18 protein-coding genes are annotated in these 15,939 nt (G+C 65.6%); 5 read left to right on the top strand and 13 right to left on the bottom strand.

The features are described 5' to 3' along the window. Positions 1–165: 165 nt before the first annotated feature. The 6 genes from U1H99_RS06710 to U1H99_RS06685 are packed head-to-tail and all read right to left on the bottom strand — an operon-like array spanning position 166 to position 6,115. Positions 166–2,055 carry a hybrid sensor histidine kinase/response regulator gene (locus U1H99_RS06710; protein WP_323140940.1) on the bottom strand — a complete coding sequence of 630 codons (1,890 nt, stop codon included), beginning with the start codon at positions 2,053–2,055 and terminating at the stop codon, positions 166–168. Positions 2,056–2,068: 13 nt separating this feature from the next. After that, the gene (locus U1H99_RS06705) at positions 2,069–3,400 is read right to left on the bottom strand and encodes an ATP-binding protein (RefSeq protein ID WP_323140939.1); all 1,332 of its coding nucleotides are present in this window, start codon (positions 3,398–3,400) and stop codon (positions 2,069–2,071) included. Next, on the bottom strand, positions 3,397–4,431 hold the full coding sequence (locus U1H99_RS06700; protein WP_323140938.1) for an ATP-binding protein: 1,035 nt from the start codon (positions 4,429–4,431) through the stop codon (positions 3,397–3,399). Before U1H99_RS06700 ends, U1H99_RS06705 begins: the two co-directional genes overlap by 4 nt. Beyond that, on the bottom strand, positions 4,419–4,886 hold the full coding sequence (locus tag U1H99_RS06695) for an anti-sigma regulatory factor (RefSeq protein ID WP_323140937.1): 468 nt from the start codon (positions 4,884–4,886) through the stop codon (positions 4,419–4,421). The genes U1H99_RS06700 and U1H99_RS06695 overlap by 13 nt, the downstream gene beginning before the upstream one ends. Continuing rightward, complete coding sequence (locus U1H99_RS06690; protein ID WP_323140936.1) at positions 4,886–5,242, bottom strand: STAS domain-containing protein; 357 nt, start codon at positions 5,240–5,242, stop codon at positions 4,886–4,888. Before U1H99_RS06690 ends, U1H99_RS06695 begins: the two co-directional genes overlap by 1 nt. Positions 5,243–5,245: 3 nt before the next feature. After that, positions 5,246–6,115: an STAS domain-containing protein gene (locus tag U1H99_RS06685; RefSeq protein WP_323140935.1), complete on the bottom strand. Its 870-nt coding sequence runs from the start codon at positions 6,113–6,115 to the stop codon at positions 5,246–5,248. A 350-nt stretch (positions 6,116–6,465) separates the two neighbouring features. Here U1H99_RS06685 and U1H99_RS06680 point away from each other — a divergent pair, with 350 nt between their 5' ends. The 3 genes from U1H99_RS06680 (at position 6,466) to U1H99_RS06670 (ending at position 7,996) form a co-directional block, all read left to right on the top strand. Beyond that, positions 6,466–6,987, top strand: a complete 522-nt coding sequence (locus U1H99_RS06680) for a glycoside hydrolase family 24 protein (protein ID WP_323140934.1) — start codon at positions 6,466–6,468, stop codon at positions 6,985–6,987. Between the two features lie 201 nt (positions 6,988–7,188). Beyond that, positions 7,189–7,485, top strand: coding sequence for a PadR family transcriptional regulator (locus tag U1H99_RS06675; RefSeq protein ID WP_323140933.1), 297 nt, complete (start codon positions 7,189–7,191; stop codon positions 7,483–7,485). Then, complete coding sequence (locus tag U1H99_RS06670) at positions 7,478–7,996, top strand: hypothetical protein (protein ID WP_323140932.1); 519 nt, start codon at positions 7,478–7,480, stop codon at positions 7,994–7,996. The genes U1H99_RS06675 and U1H99_RS06670 overlap by 8 nt, the downstream gene beginning before the upstream one ends. A 66-nt stretch (positions 7,997–8,062) precedes the next feature. Here U1H99_RS06670 and U1H99_RS06665 read toward each other — a convergent pair whose 3' ends face one another. The 6 genes from U1H99_RS06665 to rpsO form a co-directional block, all read right to left on the bottom strand. Then, complete coding sequence (locus U1H99_RS06665) at positions 8,063–8,710, bottom strand: hypothetical protein (protein ID WP_323140931.1); 648 nt, start codon at positions 8,708–8,710, stop codon at positions 8,063–8,065. 11 nt (positions 8,711–8,721) lie between these two features. Then, positions 8,722–10,128 carry a selenium-binding protein SBP56-related protein gene (locus U1H99_RS06660; RefSeq protein ID WP_323140930.1) on the bottom strand — a complete coding sequence of 469 codons (1,407 nt, stop codon included), beginning with the start codon at positions 10,126–10,128 and terminating at the stop codon, positions 8,722–8,724. A gap of 92 nt (positions 10,129–10,220) precedes the next feature. Continuing rightward, the gene (locus tag U1H99_RS06655) at positions 10,221–10,631 is read right to left on the bottom strand and encodes a lysozyme inhibitor LprI family protein (RefSeq protein WP_323140929.1); all 411 of its coding nucleotides are present in this window, start codon (positions 10,629–10,631) and stop codon (positions 10,221–10,223) included. Then, entirely contained in the window at positions 10,628–10,894 is a 267-nt protein-coding gene (locus U1H99_RS06650) for a UBP-type zinc finger domain-containing protein (protein ID WP_323140928.1), read from the bottom strand. The genes U1H99_RS06655 and U1H99_RS06650 overlap by 4 nt, the downstream gene beginning before the upstream one ends. Before the next feature lie 149 nt (positions 10,895–11,043). After that, on the bottom strand, positions 11,044–13,152 hold the full coding sequence (gene pnp, locus U1H99_RS06645; protein ID WP_323140927.1) for a polyribonucleotide nucleotidyltransferase: 2,109 nt from the start codon (positions 13,150–13,152) through the stop codon (positions 11,044–11,046). 235 nt (positions 13,153–13,387) lie between these two features. Continuing rightward, complete coding sequence (gene rpsO, locus U1H99_RS06640) at positions 13,388–13,657, bottom strand: 30S ribosomal protein S15 (protein ID WP_047826294.1); 270 nt, start codon at positions 13,655–13,657, stop codon at positions 13,388–13,390. A gap of 198 nt (positions 13,658–13,855) precedes the next feature. On the opposite strand from rpsO, the gene U1H99_RS06635 reads away from it, so the two are divergent. Then, entirely contained in the window at positions 13,856–14,353 is a 498-nt protein-coding gene (locus U1H99_RS06635) for a hypothetical protein (RefSeq protein WP_323140926.1), read from the top strand. 37 nt (positions 14,354–14,390) lie between these two features. Further along, positions 14,391–14,942: a hypothetical protein gene (locus U1H99_RS06630; protein ID WP_323140925.1), complete on the top strand. Its 552-nt coding sequence runs from the start codon at positions 14,391–14,393 to the stop codon at positions 14,940–14,942. On the opposite strand, the gene U1H99_RS06625 is transcribed toward U1H99_RS06630, so the two are convergent. Continuing rightward, on the bottom strand, positions 14,896–15,840 hold the full coding sequence (locus tag U1H99_RS06625; protein ID WP_323140924.1) for an alpha/beta hydrolase: 945 nt from the start codon (positions 15,838–15,840) through the stop codon (positions 14,896–14,898). The two genes, U1H99_RS06630 and U1H99_RS06625, sit on opposite strands and share 47 nt — an antisense overlap. Positions 15,841–15,939 lie beyond the last annotated feature (99 nt).

The raw sequence follows: 15,939 nt of genomic DNA, 5'->3' as shown, positions 1-15,939 counted from the left end.
TCCAATCGTTGATGTCGATGGAGGCAGGTTATTGCGGCGTAGCGGGCGTGACGGTGCGATGACGCACGTTATGGCTGAACGCGTGGACGGGAAACCCGTCCACCCTACGGATGCATGGAGGTAGGGTGGACGGCTCTGCCGTCCACGCGTTCAAGCGGCGCAGAATCAGCCCTGGAGCGCTTTTTCCAGATCGTCCAGCTCGGCCGGCTTGACCAGGTGCGCATCGAAGCCCGCCGCCTGCGCCTTGCGGCGGTCTTCCGGCGAACCGTAGCCGGTATGCGCCACCAGGCGGATCGATTTCAGCACCGGATGCGCCTTCAGCATGCGCGCCAGTTCGTAGCCATCGACGCCCGGCAAGCCGATGTCGAGCACGATCACATCCGGCTGCTTTTCCAGCGCCAGCGCCTCCAGGTGGCCGGCGTCGGCGGTGGTGTAGGCGTCGTAGCCCATCTCGGCCAGCAGGAAGGCCATCATCTCCATCGCGTCGACGTTGTCGTCCACCAGCAGCACGCGGCGTCCACCGCTGGCAGGAGAGGATGCCGCCTCCGCCGCCGGCGCCACCTGTTGCCGGGACGTGGTACGCAGCACCGGCAGCTCCATCGTGAAGGTGCTGCCCAGGCCGATGCCCGGGCTGGTCGCCGACAGGCGCCCGCCATGCATCTCCAGCAGGCGCGAGACCAGCGACAGGCCGATCCCGAGTCCTTCCGGCGCGCGGTCCGGCGGTACCGCGGCCTGGGCGAACATGCCGAAGATGCGCGACAGGTTGTCCTCGGCGATGCCGATGCCGTCGTCCTGCACCGCGATGCGCACCACGCCCTCGTCCAGCGTCACCTCGACCCGGATATGGCCGCCCTTGGGCGTGAACTTGGCGGCGTTGTGCAGCAGGTTGCCCATCGACTGGGCCAGGCGCACCGGGTCGCCTTCGACCCACACCTGCTGCGGCGGCGTGGCCACGTCCAGCGTGTGCTCGCGCGCCTGGATCAGCGGGGCGGCGGTCTCGATCGCCTGGGCGATCACGCTGCCGAGCTCGACCTCTTCCTTGCGCAGCGCGATCTTGCCTTCCGAGATGCGCGCCACGTCGAGCAGGTCGTCGACCAGGTGCGCCAGGTGGTCGACCTGGCGCGTGATGACTTCGCGCGCGCGCGCCTGGCGCTCTTCCGCCCCCTGCCCGGTCGCGCCCAGCAGCGCCGCCGCATTGCGGATCGGCGACAGCGGATTGCGCAGTTCGTGCGCCAGCGTGGCCAGGAATTCGTTCTTGTTGGCGTCGGCCGCGCGCAGCAGGCTTTCCATTTCGCGGCGCCGCGTGATGTCGCTGGTGACGCGCGCCACCCGGTACACCTCGCCGCGGCGGTCGCGCACCGCGAACAGGCGGTCGCGCACCCAGCGCACGCTGCCGTCTTCCATCACGACCCGGAACTCGGCCTCGTAGTGCGGCACCTCGGCCAGCGCATTCCACAGCGCGGCGACGTGGCCGCGGTCGTCGACGTGCACGGCGTCGAGCCAGCTGTTCGGCTGCTGCTGCAGCGCCTCGACGCTGCGCCCCCACATCGCGGCATACGCCGGGCTGACGTATTCGACGGTGCGCGCCGGCAGCGAGAACATCCAGAACACGTCTTCGATGTTGTCGGTCAGCTGGCGAAATCGCTCCTCACTCTCGCGCAGCGCGGTCTGGGTCTGGCGCATGCGCAGCAGCGCGTTGACGTTGGCGACCAGCTCGTCGGCTTCGATCGGCGCGGCGAGATAGTTGTCGGCGCCGCCTTCTAGGCCGCGGATCTTGTCGGCGCGCCCGGTCAGCGCGGCCGAGGTCTGCAGCACCAGCACGGCCGCGCTGTCGGAGTCGGCCTTGATGCGGCGGCAGACTTCAATGCCGTTGATGTCGGGAAGCTTGACGTCGAGCAGCACCAGTGCCACTTCGCCGCGGCGCACGATCGCCAGCGCGTCGGTGCCGTTGGTGGCTTCGACCACGCCGAAGCCTGCGCTCTGCAGGATCCGGGTCTTGGCGTAGCGGGCGCCGTCGTTGTCGTCGACATTCAGGATCAGGGTGGTGGAATTCATCGTCGTGTGTCCGTCAATTGCTTGGCTCGGCCGGCGGCGTGAAGCGGCGCGGCAGGATCAGGCTGAAGGTCGAGCCCTGCCCGACCCGGCTTTCCACCTCCACACGGCCGCCGAGCAGATCCGCCAGCTTGCGGCATAGCGGCAGGCCGAGGCCGGTGCCCTTGCTGCGCCGCTGCAGCGGGTGTTCGATCTGGCTGAACTCCTCGAAGATCAGCTGCAGGTTGTCCGGGCTGATGCCGATCCCGGTATCGACCACCTGGAAGCGGATCTCGCCGCTGGCGGCATCCTCGGCGGCTACCACGCGCACCGCGCCCTGCTCGGTGAACTTCAGGGCGTTCGAAATAAAATTGCGCAGGATCTGGGCGATCTTGCCCTCGTCCGAATCGAAGGGAGCGACGTCGTCGCCCGACTCGAACACCAGCTCTACGCGGTTGTCGTCGACCAGCGGGCGCAGCATGCCCTTGAGGGCGCGGAACAGGTTCTCGACCACCACCGGTGCCGGGAACACCTCGACCTTGCCGGCCTCGATCTTGGCCAGGTCGAGCAGGTCGTTGACCAGTTCCGACAGGTCGTTGGCGGCCGTCTCGATGTACTTGACCTGGCGTTCCTGCTCGAGCGTGAGGTCGCCGTCCATGCGTCCCAGCAGCAGCTGGGCCAGCGCGCGAATCGACGACAGCGGCGTGCGCAGCTCGTGGCTGGTGTTGGACAGGAAGCGCGACTTCATCTCGTCGGCCTTGCGCAGGCGCTCGGCCTTGTCCTCGATCTCGGCGTACAGCGCCACGATGCCGCGGTTGGTGTCTTCCAGCTCGCGCGTCAGCGACAGCAGGTCTTCCTGGCGCTCGCGCAGCTCGGCCAGCGTTGCCGCCAGCTCGCGGTTCTGCAGGTGCACCTCGAGGTAGGTATTCGCCACCGGACTGTCCTTGGCCAGCTGGTTGCCCAGGTCGAGCAGGCGCGCGCCGTCGATGTAGTCCTGCGGCGGCAGCGCCTTGCACATCGTGATCCAGGCGGCGTCCGCCGCGGCCTCGCACTGGTCCATCAGGCGGTGCGCGGTGACCACGGCATCCTGGGGAAGCGCGTGCGGCGGCGCGCCGCCGGCACCGGGGCCGGCGACGACCGTCACTTCCAGCTGCTGCCCGCGGCCGCCATCGCGCAACTGGAACACGGCGCGCCCGCCGAAGCGCAGCTGGCAGGCCGCGCGCGCCGCTTCCGAGACGGCGGTGGCGATGCGCACCTGGTCCTGCTGCGAAAAGCCGAGCAGCTGCGATACCTGGCGCGCGCGCTGGCGCACCAGCACCACGTCCTGGTCGTTGTCGAGCGCGAGATGCAGCAGGCGCTGGGTTTTCATGCGTGTCCTCCACGGCGGCGGCCCACCAGCACCATCGCGTCGTCGCGGCGGCGGATGAAGTCGCGCATCAGGATGCCGGCCACGATCGCCGGCGTGCGGGCGAGCAGGCCGGGATAGGCTTTCAGGTCCCACTGGGTCTGGATGCCGTCCGAATGCAGGATCACCAGCGCGCCCGGCGGGCAGTCGACGCTGAATTCCTGCACCTTGCGCATGTTGTTGCCGACGATGCCGTTGTGCGACACCAGGGCGCGGCGGGCTTCGCCGTCGTAGACGACGCCGCCGACGTTGCCGATGCCGGCGAAGCGCAGTTCGCCCACCGCATAGTCGATACGCGCCACCGACAGCGCCGCGCCGCGCGTGGTGCGCAGCGCCTCGTGCGCCGCGTGCAGCGTCTCGGCGGGCGTGGCGCCTGGGCGCCATTCGAGCGCGGCGATCGCGCCGGCGGCCGCCTTGTGCGCTTCCGGCCCGTGGCCGAGGCCATCCACGCCGAGCAAGGTCGCGCCGTCCGGGCTGCAGGACACCGCCCAGCCGTCGCCGCTTTCGTCCTCGCCGGCCAGCGGCACGTATAGCGCGCCGACCTCGATGCCGCACGGTTCCGGCGGCGCCGGACTGCTCCAGATGCGCATGAAGAACACGGCGCCCTGGTCGCGTGCGGTCCAGACGTCGAACTCGTCGGCCTGGCGGTGCAGCGCACCGAGGCCGGTACCGGCGGTGCCGGCGGTGGAAACGCCGTCGCGCAGGCTGGTCTGGAGGTCGCGGATGCCGGGTCCGTTGTCGACCGCGAGCACGTCGATGCCGGGCGTGTCCACGCCGGACTGCGCGCGCATGATGTACAGCGTGCCCTCGCCCGCATGCTTGAGGATGTTGGTGCCGGCTTCGGTGATCACGATCGCCAGGCGGCCGGCCTGCACTTCCGCGAAGCCGAGCGCATCCGCCAGTTTCTGGCCGGCGCGGCGCGCCGCGGCGACGTCGCTGGCATGGAGGATCGGGAAGACGATCTGCGGCTGCAGGGAACTGATCAGCGTTTCCATTTGACGACGGACACTGCCGTGCCCTCTCCCGGACGGGTATCGATCTCGAATTCGTCGCACAGGCGCTTGGAGCCGCTCAGGCCCAGGCCCAGGCCGCCGCCGGTGGTGTAGCCGTCGCGCAGCGCCAGGTCGAGATCGGGGATGCCGGGACCGTTGTCGACGAAGAGCAGCCCGATACCCTTTTTGAGTCCGTCCAGCAGATCGTCGAGGTGGACGTCGCCGCCGCCGCCGTACTTGATGGTGTTGCGCGCCAGTTCGCTGGCGGCGGTAACCAGCTTGGTCTGGTCGACCAGCGACAACCCGATCGCGACCGCGTGCTCGCGCACGTGCTTGCGCAGGTAAACGACGTCCTCGTCGGTCCGCAGCGGCAGGCTGAGGCGCGCGGTGCGCCATTGCCGACGCCGCTCCAGCAGGTCGGTCTCGAACGAGACTGCGGTGTTATGAGCTGCGCTCATCAAAAGTGGTTCTTTCCTAACAGGGCCATGCCCTTTTCGACGTTCAGGGCGGTCTTCACGCCATGCAGGGTCAGGCCCAGTTCGACCAGCGTGATGGCAACCGCCGGCTGCATGCCGACCACCACGGTCTGGGCATCGAGCACGCGCGCCATGGCGGCGGTGTTGCTGATCATGCGGCCGATGAAGGAGTCGACCAGGTCCAGCGCCGAGATATCGATCAGCACGCCCTTGGCGCCATCGCTGACGATACGCTGGGTCAGGTCGTCCTGTAGGGTCATTGCCAGGCGGTCGTGCATGTCGACCTGGATCGTCACCAGCAGCAGGTCGCCCATGCGCAGAATCGGAATGCGGTCCATGCCTTATGCCTTCGCGCCGTGCTTGACGATCGAGGTGCCGGTGCGCTCCAGCGCCACCACGAAGGCGTCGGCCAGGCTGGCCTTGGTGGTCACGTCTTCCAGGTTCACGCCCAGGTGGACGATGGTCTGGGCGATCTGCGGGCGGATGCCGCTGATGATGCAGTCGGCGCCCATCAGGCGGGCGGCGGCGATGGTCTTCATCAGGTGCTGCGCCACCAGGGTGTCGACGGTCGGCACGCCGGTGATGTCGATGATGGCGATGGCGGCGCCGGTGTCGACGATCTTCTGCAGGATGTTTTCCATGACGACCTGGGTACGCGCCGAGTCCAGGGTGCCGATCAGGGGCAGCGCCAGGATGCCGTTCCACAGCTTGACCACCGGGGTCGACAGCTCGAGCAGTTCCTGCTGCTGGCGCACAATGATCTGGTCACGGGTGCGCTGGAAGGTTTCGATGGTGAACAGCCCCAGCTTGTCGAGCAGGGTATTGACGGTCCAGGAGGTGTCGGCCAGGCCTTCCGCATCGCCGGCGAAACCGGTACGCAGGTGCGCGAACAGCGCCTGCTTCAGCGAGAACACGAAGGTCGCGGTCTCGCTCGGAGTCGACCCGTTGCGCGCGCGCGTCGAGGAAATCTCGGCCAGCAGGTCGCGCGTCTCGTCCCACGAACGGTGGTCGATGTTCTGCAGTTCGCCGGCACGGACGGCATTGGCAAAAGCGGCCAGGAATTGCTGGCAATGGTTGCGCAGTTGCTCTTTGGAGACAACATTCGAGCGCACCGTCAATGCTTCGAGCTGCGCCACCCATTCCGCGCCGATCTCGGACTGGTGGTCCTGGATGATCTGGCTGATACGGGCCGCGTAGTCCTGAGTGCTCATCTGTCGTTCCTTGTCTTGGTAATAAGTAGGGCCCCTTGCGGCGCGCGGGTGCACGCGGGGCATTCTGTTAAACAACCAACTATACCATTCCTTGCCTAAGCGCTACGGCACGATTAGCTGGAAACGCCCTGCTCATCCAAATATCTGCCGGAATTGTTTCATGAACACTATTAGATTATCCAGCCTGCCTCGGATTCGCCGATTTTTCGCAAAACCGCCACGACGTTAAAGCAAGCTCGGCGGGATGGCGGCGCGCTTGTGGCGAAACAAGCATGCCGATTATGACAGGTGAATAATCTGCATGAGGCTGCCGGGTCTTGTCCCGGTACCGGTCCGACGGGAGCATGGCCATGACCACCAGCACATCGTCTTCCACGCCCGAGGCGCGCAGGCTGCTCGAAAACCGCGCCCTGCTGCGCCATCCGAACATGCAGGCCTTCCTCAAGGCGATCGCCCTGGCCGAAGGCGGCGGTTACGACTTCCGCTACGGCGCCGTGCACGGCCGCCGCAACGACCCGTGGCGCTTCAGCGATTATTCCACCCATCCGGGCGCCGGACGCGGCGGCAAGGTCACCGCCGCCGGCATGTACCAGATCACCCGGCCGACTTGGCGCGAGATGGGCGCCCGGATGGGCCTGCGCGATTTTTCGCCCGAGACCCAGGACCTGGCCGCGGTCGAGATCCTGCGCAACGTCAAAGCCGACGCCGACATCCTGCGCGGCGACCTCGAGGCTGCCCTCGACAAGGCCTCGCGCCGCTGGGCTGCCCTGCCGCGCGGCAAAGGGCGTGCGGGACGCTATCCGCCGCAACCTGCCATCGCGTTCGACACCTTCGCGGCGCATTACCGCACGGCCGGCGGCACGCTGGCCTGACTTGCGGCCGCCGCCCGGCGGCCTTTCCTCCAGGTTTTCCCACAGCCTCGAAGTTTCCCAGCATCACTACGGTTGAGCTCGCTCAACCAGGATGTCGTTTGCGGGAATGAATTCATACCGGACCCATCAAATCGTTACGGATGCGGATCATGACACGGATGAGACCACAACAACCAACCGATATTGCAGAGGACACCAGAAATGAATTTGTCGAAAAACGAAGTCGCGGTACTGAGTCTGCTGATGGGTGCGGGGGAAATGTATGGACTCGAGATGGTCAGGAAGTCCGAGGGGAAACTCAAGCTGGGAACGATTTACATCACGCTGAGCCGGATCGAGGAAAAAGGCTATGCGACGTCGAGGAGGGAACTGGAAGCGGCAGTGGTGGTGCCGCGAAGACTGTACCGGATCACGGGCGCAGGTGCGAAGTTGTACCGGGCCTGGATCGCTGCGGAGGATGTATTCAACAGCCGACTGTGTGGAGTGCAACATGAGTGAAGAGTTAGCGAACCAGAAGCGTGACCTGCAAGCTGCCCTGGATTTTCCTGTACTGCCCAGCGAGCAGCACAGCAAAGCCAGCATGCAATTCCTGAACGGCCTGATCGACGGCTTGGCGGAAGACGATCTCTACGGCACCGAGGCAGCGCGCCGGCGCCCCGGTCCCGGCTGGCGCAGTGCCGGCTGGCGCAAGCGTTCGCTGAACGTCCTGCACTGGCTGCACGCCGGCCCCGGCACCCGGCATCCGATCAAGCGCGCCCCCGGCTTCCGCCTGGTCGAGGTACTGAAATTCTTTTGCCGCCGCAAGACCTGGGAACTCGTGATCGAGCCGATGCACACCGACTTTCTGCTGGAGTACTACGCGGCCCTGGGCGAGGGCAAGCGCCGCAAGGCCAGCTATCTGCAGGCGCAGATGCATGTCTGCCTGGTGTATGCCGTGGTCAGCGAGCGGGTGCTGCAGGCGCTGGGTGCGATGTTCACCGGGCGCTTCAAGGCGCGGCCGGACAAATGAGGGCTTGCATGGGTGCCGGCGCCCTGCTCCGCAGCGACAAGACCGCTACGCATCGACCTGGCGGTTTTACATCATCGCCAGCCCGATCCCGGCCGCGCCGGCCAGTACCAGGCTCGCGCCCCACACCGCATCGAGATTGATCCAGACACGCTGCAGCACACGAAGGCCGAGATAGCGGTAGACGATCCATGCCATGCCGATGCCGGCAAGCAGGGTCGTCAGCGTGTGCACGATCGCGATCAGCAGCGCCGTGCTCATGTTCGCCTGCGCCATCGACGCCATCATGGCGTGGTGGCCCGGCGCCGGCGCCGCGCACAGGCCCAGCATGAACGGCACCAGCATCAAACCCGCCCCATGCGCGGTGGCCATCAGGAAGGACCACCATGCGAGCCGGGTCGGCGCGATGCGCGCCAGCATGCGCGGATGGCGCCGGTAGATCAGTTTATAGACGCCGAACAGCAGCACGGCTAGGCCGGCGCCGATGCGGATGGCACGGCTCCATTCCAGATACCAGCCGAGCCAGGCGAACGGCGCCAGCGCCACCGCGATCGCCAGGAAATGGCCGCCGCCGAGCGGCAGCATGGTGGCAAACACCGACGCCGCCCGCCGCGCCGTCATGCCGTTGGCGACCGCCAGCGGCCAGCCCATCGCCGGGTTCAGGCCGTGATACAGGCCGAGCGCGACCACCGTGAGCCAGAGCGCGCCGGTGTTCAAGCCGACCTGGTTCAAGCCGACGGATAGCAGAACGAATCGGTCGAGCAGTCGCCGCCCTGCAGGCGGATCTGGTGCGCCGCATAATCCGGCCCGAAGTCGACATGGAACGACGGATCCAGTTCGAGGCCGCCATTCGGGCCGACATGGCACATCATCTGCACGCCCGGCACGCCGGCCGGATAAAACTGCTGGTCCCAGCTGCTGTACAGCGAATTGGTGAAATACACCCGCTTGCCGTCGCGGCTGATCTCGGTCATCTGCGGACCGCCGCCCACCGCCCGGCCATTCGGGTGCACGGCGCGCTGGGCGATGCCGCCGATGCGCACGCTGCCCGCCAATACCGGCTGCATCGGATCGCTGACGTCATACTGGCGCAGCTCGCCGGTGCCCCAGCACGCGACATACAAAAACCGGTCGTCGAGCGACAGGTCGATATCGGTGACCAGCGGCGGCACCGCGCCGAAGCCTTTCAACAGATCCGGCAGCCGGTCGGGGTCGGCCGGTTCGGGCGGGATCGTCGCGGTTTTGCGGATCTGGAACTTGCCGTTGTCGCGGTACCAGGTCCAGATCGATCCTTCCAGGTTATTGGTGTCGACCACCACGCCCAGGAAACCGTATTCGCGCGCCGGATCGTGGGCCGGCCGGATCTCGAGCGCCATCTGGTGGTTGGCGCCGAGGTCGATGGTCTGGATGTGCTTGCGCTCGCGCAGGTTCCAGAAATGCACCGCGTGGCCATATTTATTGGCCAGCAAGTCTTCGGCGACGATGCCGTTTTCGAATTGCGGCGGCAGGGCCCATTCGCTCGACACCATGTAGTCGCGCGGCAGGTTCCACCAGAAATCGTAATGCAGCTTTTGCGCGCCGCGCTCGATTTCCCAGCGCCCGAGGATCTCGAAGCTTTCGCAATCCATGATGAAGACGCCCGGCGGCCCCTGAGTGCCGTCCGGGCCGGCGCCGCCCAGGGTACTGATATAGATGCCTTCCGGACCGCAATGCACGGTGTGCGGACGCGAGTAGCCGGTCTTGCGCATAATCTCTTCCGGCTCGATGGTCTTGACCAGCGTCGGTGCGCGCGGATCGGGCTGGGTATCCACGATATAAATGCGCGACGAGCGGATGCCGGGAATGACGAGATAGCGGCGCTGAAGATGCGCATGGCCCGACAGCGGAGACAGCGCGGAACTGCAGGCATTCCAGCCGAAGTGGTGGAATTCGTCGCCGGTATGCGGCATGACCAGCTTGTGGATGACCGCGCCATAGGTCGGCGACTGCGGATCGACGTCGACCACGGCAAGCGCATCGGGCCGCGAGCGGTCCGGCGAGAGCAACACCGTGTAGGCGATCTGTTCGGGCGGCGCTTCCATCGCCAGCCGCGGCGATGGGTGGAAGGTGGGATCGGGACGCAAGGTTTGCAGCATGGTGCCTCCTCGTTGCGTAACGCCTGGAATGGCCGAGCCATTGAAGGCTAGGCGCTGGGGTGGGTGCTGTCAAGGAGCGATGTATTGCGGGATTACTCCAGCCACACCTTGTCTGCTTCCAGCGCAAGTGCTCTGCGCTCGTTTAGTTCCGCTTCACAGGCCGCCTTGATGGCATCGGTGGCGTTGCTCGTGTGCGCCACCGACTCGCGGAAGGCGCATGCAGCACGACGATACGCATCAAACGACGCGATGCTTGCCTCAAGATGTTTGCTTGTCTCTGCAGTCACGACTTTCCGAATGGCTTTTTCAGCCGCTTGCAGATGTTGCCGGGCCGCTTGCGCATGCCGGTCGACACAGGCCGTCATGGCAGGATGGTCGCCTTCATTCCAGCATCCGTCGATTATGTCCTGCGCATCCTTGGCGCCGGCTGCATGAGGCGAAAGGAATATAAGAACGCATAATCCGAGGCTTTGCAGACGCATGTCGCGCATGGCCAGCGTCATACGGGGTCCTTGAACACCCGGTCCAGATAACACCAGCCCCAGGTCTCGCCCGGCTCGTCGGAACGGATCACTGGATGGCCGCTCGCATGAAAATGGCGCGTCGCGTGCTTGTTCTTGGAATCGTCGCAGCAGCCGACGTGGCCACAGCTCAGGCAGACGCGCAGATGAACCCAGCTGTCGCCGGTCTGCAGGCATTCCTCGCAGCCATCGGTGTTGCCTTCGCGTTGAGTTACCTCGTGAAAGTGCACGCAATCATTTGCCATACAAGCTCCAGGTCGAAGAATCGGTGAATGACTAGCCAAGCTTAGTGTAGCGGTTTTGTCATCCGCAAAGCGAGTCGGATGGCGGGCATAAAAAAACCGCCAGGCTCACGCACTGGCGGTTTTTATCCGGCTAACAAGCCGCGGGAAGATTACTGCGCAGCGGCAGCGGCATCATCCACAGCAGCAGCCTTCATCGACAGCTTCAGGCGGCCGCGCTCGTCGGTCTCGAGGACCTTCACGCGCACTTGCTGGCCTTCCTTCAGGTAGTCGGCGACGGCGTTCACACGCTCGTTGGCGATCTGCGAGATGTGCAGCAGGCCATCTTTGCCCGGCATCACTTGCACGATGGCGCCGAAGTCCAGCAGCTTGAGCACGGTGCCGTCGTAGGTCTTGCCCACTTCGACCGAGGCGGTCAGCTCTTCGATGCGGCGCTTGGCTTCCTGGCCGGCGGCGGCGTCGACCGAGGCGATGGTCACGATGCCTTCGTCGGTGATGTCGATCTGGGTGCCGGTCTCTTCGGTCAGCGCGCGGATGACGGCGCCGCCCTTGCCAATGACGTCACGGATCTTTTCCGGGTTGATCTTGATGGTGATCAGGCGCGGTGCGAAGTCCGACAGCTGCGAATTCACGGTCGGCATGGCCTTCTGCATCTCGGCCAGGATGTGCTGGCGGCCTTCCTTGGCTTGCGCCAGTGCCACCTGCATGATTTCCTTGGTGATGCCCTGGATCTTGATGTCCATCTGCAGCGCGGTGATGCCGTTGGCGGTACCCGCTACCTTGAAGTCCATGTCGCCCAGGTGGTCTTCATCGCCCAGGATGTCGGTCAGGACGGCGAACTTGCCGCCTTCCTTGATCAGGCCCATGGCGATGCCGGCCACGTGGGCCTTCATCGGGACGCCGGCGTCCATCAGTGCCAGGCAGCCGCCGCAGACCGATGCCATCGACGAGGAACCGTTCGATTCGGTGATTTCCGACACCAGGCGCACCGAGTAGCTGAACTCTTCCGGCGACGGCAGGGCGGCGACCAGCGCGCGCTTGGCCAGGCGGCCGTGACCGATTTCGCGGCGCTTCGGGGTGCCCACCCGGCCGGTTTCGCCGGTGGCGAACGGAGGCATGTTGTAGTGCATCATGAAGTCGTCGGTGTACTCGCCCATCAGCGCGTCGATCTTCTGGCTGTCGCGGCCGGTGCCCAGGGTGGCGATCACCAGCGCTTGGGTTTCGCCGCGGGTGAACAGGGCCGAACCGTGGGTGCGCGGCAGGACGCTGGTGCGGATCGAGATCGGACGCACGGTGCGGGTGTCGCGGCCGTCGATACGCGGCTCGCCTTCCAGGATCTGCGAACGCACGACCTTGGCTTCCATGTCGAACAGGATGTTGCCGACTTCGGCGCTATCCGCTTCGATGCCCTGCTCTTGCAGGCCGGCCAGGACTTCGCCCGACAGCGACTTCAGCTTTTGCTGGCGCGCCGACTTTTCGCGGGTCTGGTAGGCATCGCGCACCTTGGCTTCGGCCAGTTGGGCAACTTGCGCGATCAGGGTTTCGTTCTTCGGTGCCGGGCTCCATTCGACTTCCGGCTTGCCGCCTTCTTCGACCAGCGCGTGGATCGCGTCGATCACGGCCTTCATCTGCTCGTGGCCGTAGACGACCGCGCCCAGCATGATTTCTTCGGACAGCTGCTGGGCTTCGGATTCGACCATCAGCACGGCGTGTTCGGTACCGGCGACGACCAGGTCCATCTGCGAGGTCTTCAGCTGGGTGGTGCTCGGGTTCAGGATGTACTGGCCGTTGGCGTAACCGACGCGGGCGGCGCCAATCGGGCCGCTGAACGGGATGCCGGCGACGCACAGGGCGGCCGAGGCGCCGATCATCGCAGGGATGTCCGGATCGATTTCAGGGTTGACCGACAGTACGTGGATGATGACCTGGACTTCGTTCAGGTAGCCTTCCGGGAACAGCGGGCGGATCGGACGGTCGATCAGGCGCGAGGTCAGCGTTTCCTTTTCCGACGGACGGCCTTCGCGCTTGAAGAAGCCACCCGGGATCTTGCCGGCGGCGTAGCTCTTCTCGATGTAATCGACGGTCAGCGGGAAGAAATCCTGGCCCGGCTTGGCATCCTTCTTGGCGACGACGGTCGCGAGGACGACGGTGTCTTCCACCGACACCACGACGGCGCCGCTGGCTTGACGGGCGATTTCGCCGGTTTCCAGGGTGACGGTGTGCTCGCCGTACTGGAAGGTTTTCGTAACTTTGTTAAACATGGGATAGCCCTTTCATTTTGCCGACAGATTTTCAGGCGCTGTCGTTCACCTCACCACGGGCCGTTCGTGAACGGCCTTACTCCAATTAAACTTCCTGGTCAGTCGGGGTCAGAGCCCACCCGTGAAAACCGGGCTCTGACCCCGACTATCCAGAAATAAAAAATGCCCGCGGCAGTCGAACTGACGCAGGCATTTTCGATTTAAGCGTTCGGCTGAAAGCTCAATGCGTAAAGAATTACTTACGCAGGCCGAGCTTGGCGATCAGGTCGCGGTAACGGTTCAGATCTTTGTTCTTCAGGTAAGCCAGCAGGCTCTTACGACGGTTGACCATCATGATCAGGCCGCGGCGCGAGTGGTGGTCCTTCTTGTGCTCTTTGAAGTGACCGTTCAGTTCGTTGATGCGTGCGGTCAGCAGTGCAACTTGCACTTCCGGCGAACCGGTGTCTTTGTCGCCACGTGCGTTGTCGGCGATGATCGCTGCTTTGTTGATGTGTTCTACGGACATGATATTACCTTTCACATGCGGTGCAAGAGTCGGAACCCAGCGCACCGTGAATTATTAAGAAACCCCGACCCGGAGGTCAAGACCGGAGAGTATAGGTGAAAACGGCAGGCGAAGCCAGTCTTTCCTGGCTTTCGTTACAATGCATGGGATGGCGATGCCAGGATGGCATGCATGACGAATTTAAGGATGAGCACACCAATGAAGATCAGAACGCTGGCCGCACTGCTGGCACTTTCCCTCGGCCTGGGCGCCTGCGGCAGCCTGCAGACCAAGCTGCCGGCCGGCATCCCGGCGGCCGACGTCACTGCCCGCCTCGGCAAGCCGGCCGCCACCTATCCCGACCCGGACGGCGGACAGTGGCTGGAATACCGCGGCCAGCCGATGGGCCAGTTCCAGCACATGGCGCGCATCGGCGCCGACGGCCGCCTGATCTCCTACGCCCAGGTGCTCACCAGCGAGAATTTCGCCACCGTGCAAGTCAACCGCTGGAACCGCGAGGACATCCTGCGCCACTTCGGCCGCCCTGCCGAAACCGGACGCGTACGCCTCGACGACCGCGAAGTCTGGTCCTACCGCTACAAGGAAGACGGGCTGTGGAACTCGATGATGAACGTCTACTTCAATGCGCGCGGCGTCGTGGTGCGGCTGCAAAACACGCCGGACCCGGTGCTCGACGAGCGCTTCAAGGGCATGTAAACAGCGCCCCGGCCGGCGCGCACAAAGGATGGCAACGATGACCTATTTGCTGGACCCCATGCTGCGCGCCGCCGTCCGGCGCACCGCTCCCGTGCTGGCCGCCCTGTCCTTGTCCCTGGCCCTGCCGTTGGCCCTGGGCGGCTGCGCCCAGCTGCTGCGCCAGCCGCCGCCCGCCGGTGCGCCGCTGGCGGAGGTACAGGCCAGGCTCGGCACGCCGCGCGCCGCCTACCCGCTAGCGGACGGCGGCCAGGTGCTCGAATACGCCGGCCAGCCGATGGGCCAGTTCCAGCACATGGCCACCATCGGCGCGGACGGCCGGCTGGTGGCTTACGAACAGGTGCTGACGAGCGAGAAATTTGCCACCGTCAAAATCGGACGCTGGAACAAGGACGACATCCTGCGCACCTTCGGCCACCCGGCCGAAACCTCGCGCGTCGCCTTTCACGACTACGAAGTCTGGTCTTACCGCTACAAGGAATCGGGCGTGTGGAACTCGATGATGCACGTCCACTTCGACCAGCAGGGCATCGTCCAGCAGATGATCAACGGGCCGGACCCGATGTACGACGATCGCTTCCGCTTCCGCTGACGCCGCCGCCACGCATGTTGCCACTGAGGTCGCCACCGAGCGTGTCGTCGACGAAGGCCTGCACCGCATCCAGCGTCGGCGCCAGCCGCCGCAGCGTGGGCGACAGCGAGGCCACCAGCGTGTAGTGGTTCACCCCGCCGTAATGCAGCTCGCGCACCGGCACCCCGGCCGTGCGCAGCCGGTCCGCCAGTGCGCCGGTATTGCGCGCCGGGTCGACCAGGTCGTCGCTGTTGGCGGCGATTAGCAGCGTGGGCGGCGCCTTGGGTCCGGCGTGGCTCAGCGGCTGCGACTCGGGGCGGGTGTTCGGGTAATCGAAGACCGGGCGCGTGGTCCGGTTCTGGATCGGCAGGAAGTCGTAGGGGCCGGCCAGGCCGATCCAACCGCGCAGCGAGTCCGGCTTGATACCCTGCTGCCCGAGCCAGCGTGGGTCCAGCGCCACCATTGCCGCGTTGTAGGCGCCGGCACTGTGGCCCATCACGAATACCTTCGACGGATCGCCGCCGTAGGCGCCGGCATGGCGTTCGGTCCAGGCGACGGCCGCGGCGGCATCGACCAGGAAGTCCGGATAGCGCACCTGCGGATACAGGCGGTAATCCGGCACCACCACCACGAAGCCGCGCGCCGCCAGCGCCCGCCCGACAAAGGCGTAATCGCTGCGCTTGCCGCTGACCCAGTTGCCGCCGTAAAAGAAAACGATGACCGGCGCCGCGCCGCTGCCGGCTTGCGGGCGGTAGATGTCGAGCATGTTGCGCGGGTCGCTGCCGTAGCGGATCGCCGTGCTGGCGCTGCTGTCGCCGTCGGGCGAGATCGCGTTCACCACGCCCAGCGGCGAGCAGGCGGCCAGGGAGGCGGCTGCCAGGACGGCGGCGGCGCAGGTCAGGAAAAGTCTTCGGGTCATTGATTGCTGCCGATAAAGATCATGCCCCAGTATAGAGGGCCACCCGGCGCGGGCCGCGCACGCCAGCCGAGCCCCTGCCCTTAGACGAAACTTAGGCGC

The sequence above is a fragment of the Massilia phyllosphaerae genome, assembly GCF_034659755.1.
Taxonomy (GTDB): Bacteria; Pseudomonadota; Gammaproteobacteria; order Burkholderiales; family Burkholderiaceae_D; genus Telluria; species Telluria phyllosphaerae.
Note: the sequence above shows the minus strand (reverse complement) of the source record. Positions and strands in the feature narration are given on the sequence as shown.

What these genes read in the sequence shown, in the direction of transcription:
- U1H99_RS06680 (WP_323140934.1), top strand. Translation starts at nt 6,466, where the DNA reads ATGACCACCAGCACATCGTCTTCCACGCCCGAGGCGCGCAGGCTGCTC.
- U1H99_RS06635 (WP_323140926.1), top strand. Translation starts at nt 13,856, where the DNA reads ATGAAGATCAGAACGCTGGCCGCACTGCTGGCACTTTCCCTCGGCCTG.
- U1H99_RS06650 (WP_323140928.1), bottom strand. Translation starts at nt 10,894, where the DNA reads ATGGCAAATGATTGCGTGCACTTTCACGAGGTAACTCAACGCGAAGGC.
- U1H99_RS06655 (WP_323140929.1), bottom strand. Translation starts at nt 10,631, where the DNA reads ATGACGCTGGCCATGCGCGACATGCGTCTGCAAAGCCTCGGATTATGC.
- U1H99_RS06675 (WP_323140933.1), top strand. Translation starts at nt 7,189, where the DNA reads ATGAATTTGTCGAAAAACGAAGTCGCGGTACTGAGTCTGCTGATGGGT.
- U1H99_RS06695 (WP_323140937.1), bottom strand. Translation starts at nt 4,886, where the DNA reads ATGAGCGCAGCTCATAACACCGCAGTCTCGTTCGAGACCGACCTGCTG.
- pnp (WP_323140927.1), bottom strand. Translation starts at nt 13,152, where the DNA reads ATGTTTAACAAAGTTACGAAAACCTTCCAGTACGGCGAGCACACCGTC.
- U1H99_RS06660 (WP_323140930.1), bottom strand. Translation starts at nt 10,128, where the DNA reads ATGCTGCAAACCTTGCGTCCCGATCCCACCTTCCACCCATCGCCGCGG.
- U1H99_RS06630 (WP_323140925.1), top strand. Translation starts at nt 14,391, where the DNA reads ATGACCTATTTGCTGGACCCCATGCTGCGCGCCGCCGTCCGGCGCACC.
- U1H99_RS06670 (WP_323140932.1), top strand. Translation starts at nt 7,478, where the DNA reads ATGAGTGAAGAGTTAGCGAACCAGAAGCGTGACCTGCAAGCTGCCCTG.
- rpsO (WP_047826294.1), bottom strand. Translation starts at nt 13,657, where the DNA reads ATGTCCGTAGAACACATCAACAAAGCAGCGATCATCGCCGACAACGCA.
- U1H99_RS06705 (WP_323140939.1), bottom strand. Translation starts at nt 3,400, where the DNA reads ATGAAAACCCAGCGCCTGCTGCATCTCGCGCTCGACAACGACCAGGAC.
- U1H99_RS06710 (WP_323140940.1), bottom strand. Translation starts at nt 2,055, where the DNA reads ATGAATTCCACCACCCTGATCCTGAATGTCGACGACAACGACGGCGCC.
- U1H99_RS06690 (WP_323140936.1), bottom strand. Translation starts at nt 5,242, where the DNA reads ATGGACCGCATTCCGATTCTGCGCATGGGCGACCTGCTGCTGGTGACG.
- U1H99_RS06625 (WP_323140924.1), bottom strand. Translation starts at nt 15,840, where the DNA reads ATGACCCGAAGACTTTTCCTGACCTGCGCCGCCGCCGTCCTGGCAGCC.
- U1H99_RS06700 (WP_323140938.1), bottom strand. Translation starts at nt 4,431, where the DNA reads ATGGAAACGCTGATCAGTTCCCTGCAGCCGCAGATCGTCTTCCCGATC.
- U1H99_RS06685 (WP_323140935.1), bottom strand. Translation starts at nt 6,115, where the DNA reads ATGAGCACTCAGGACTACGCGGCCCGTATCAGCCAGATCATCCAGGAC.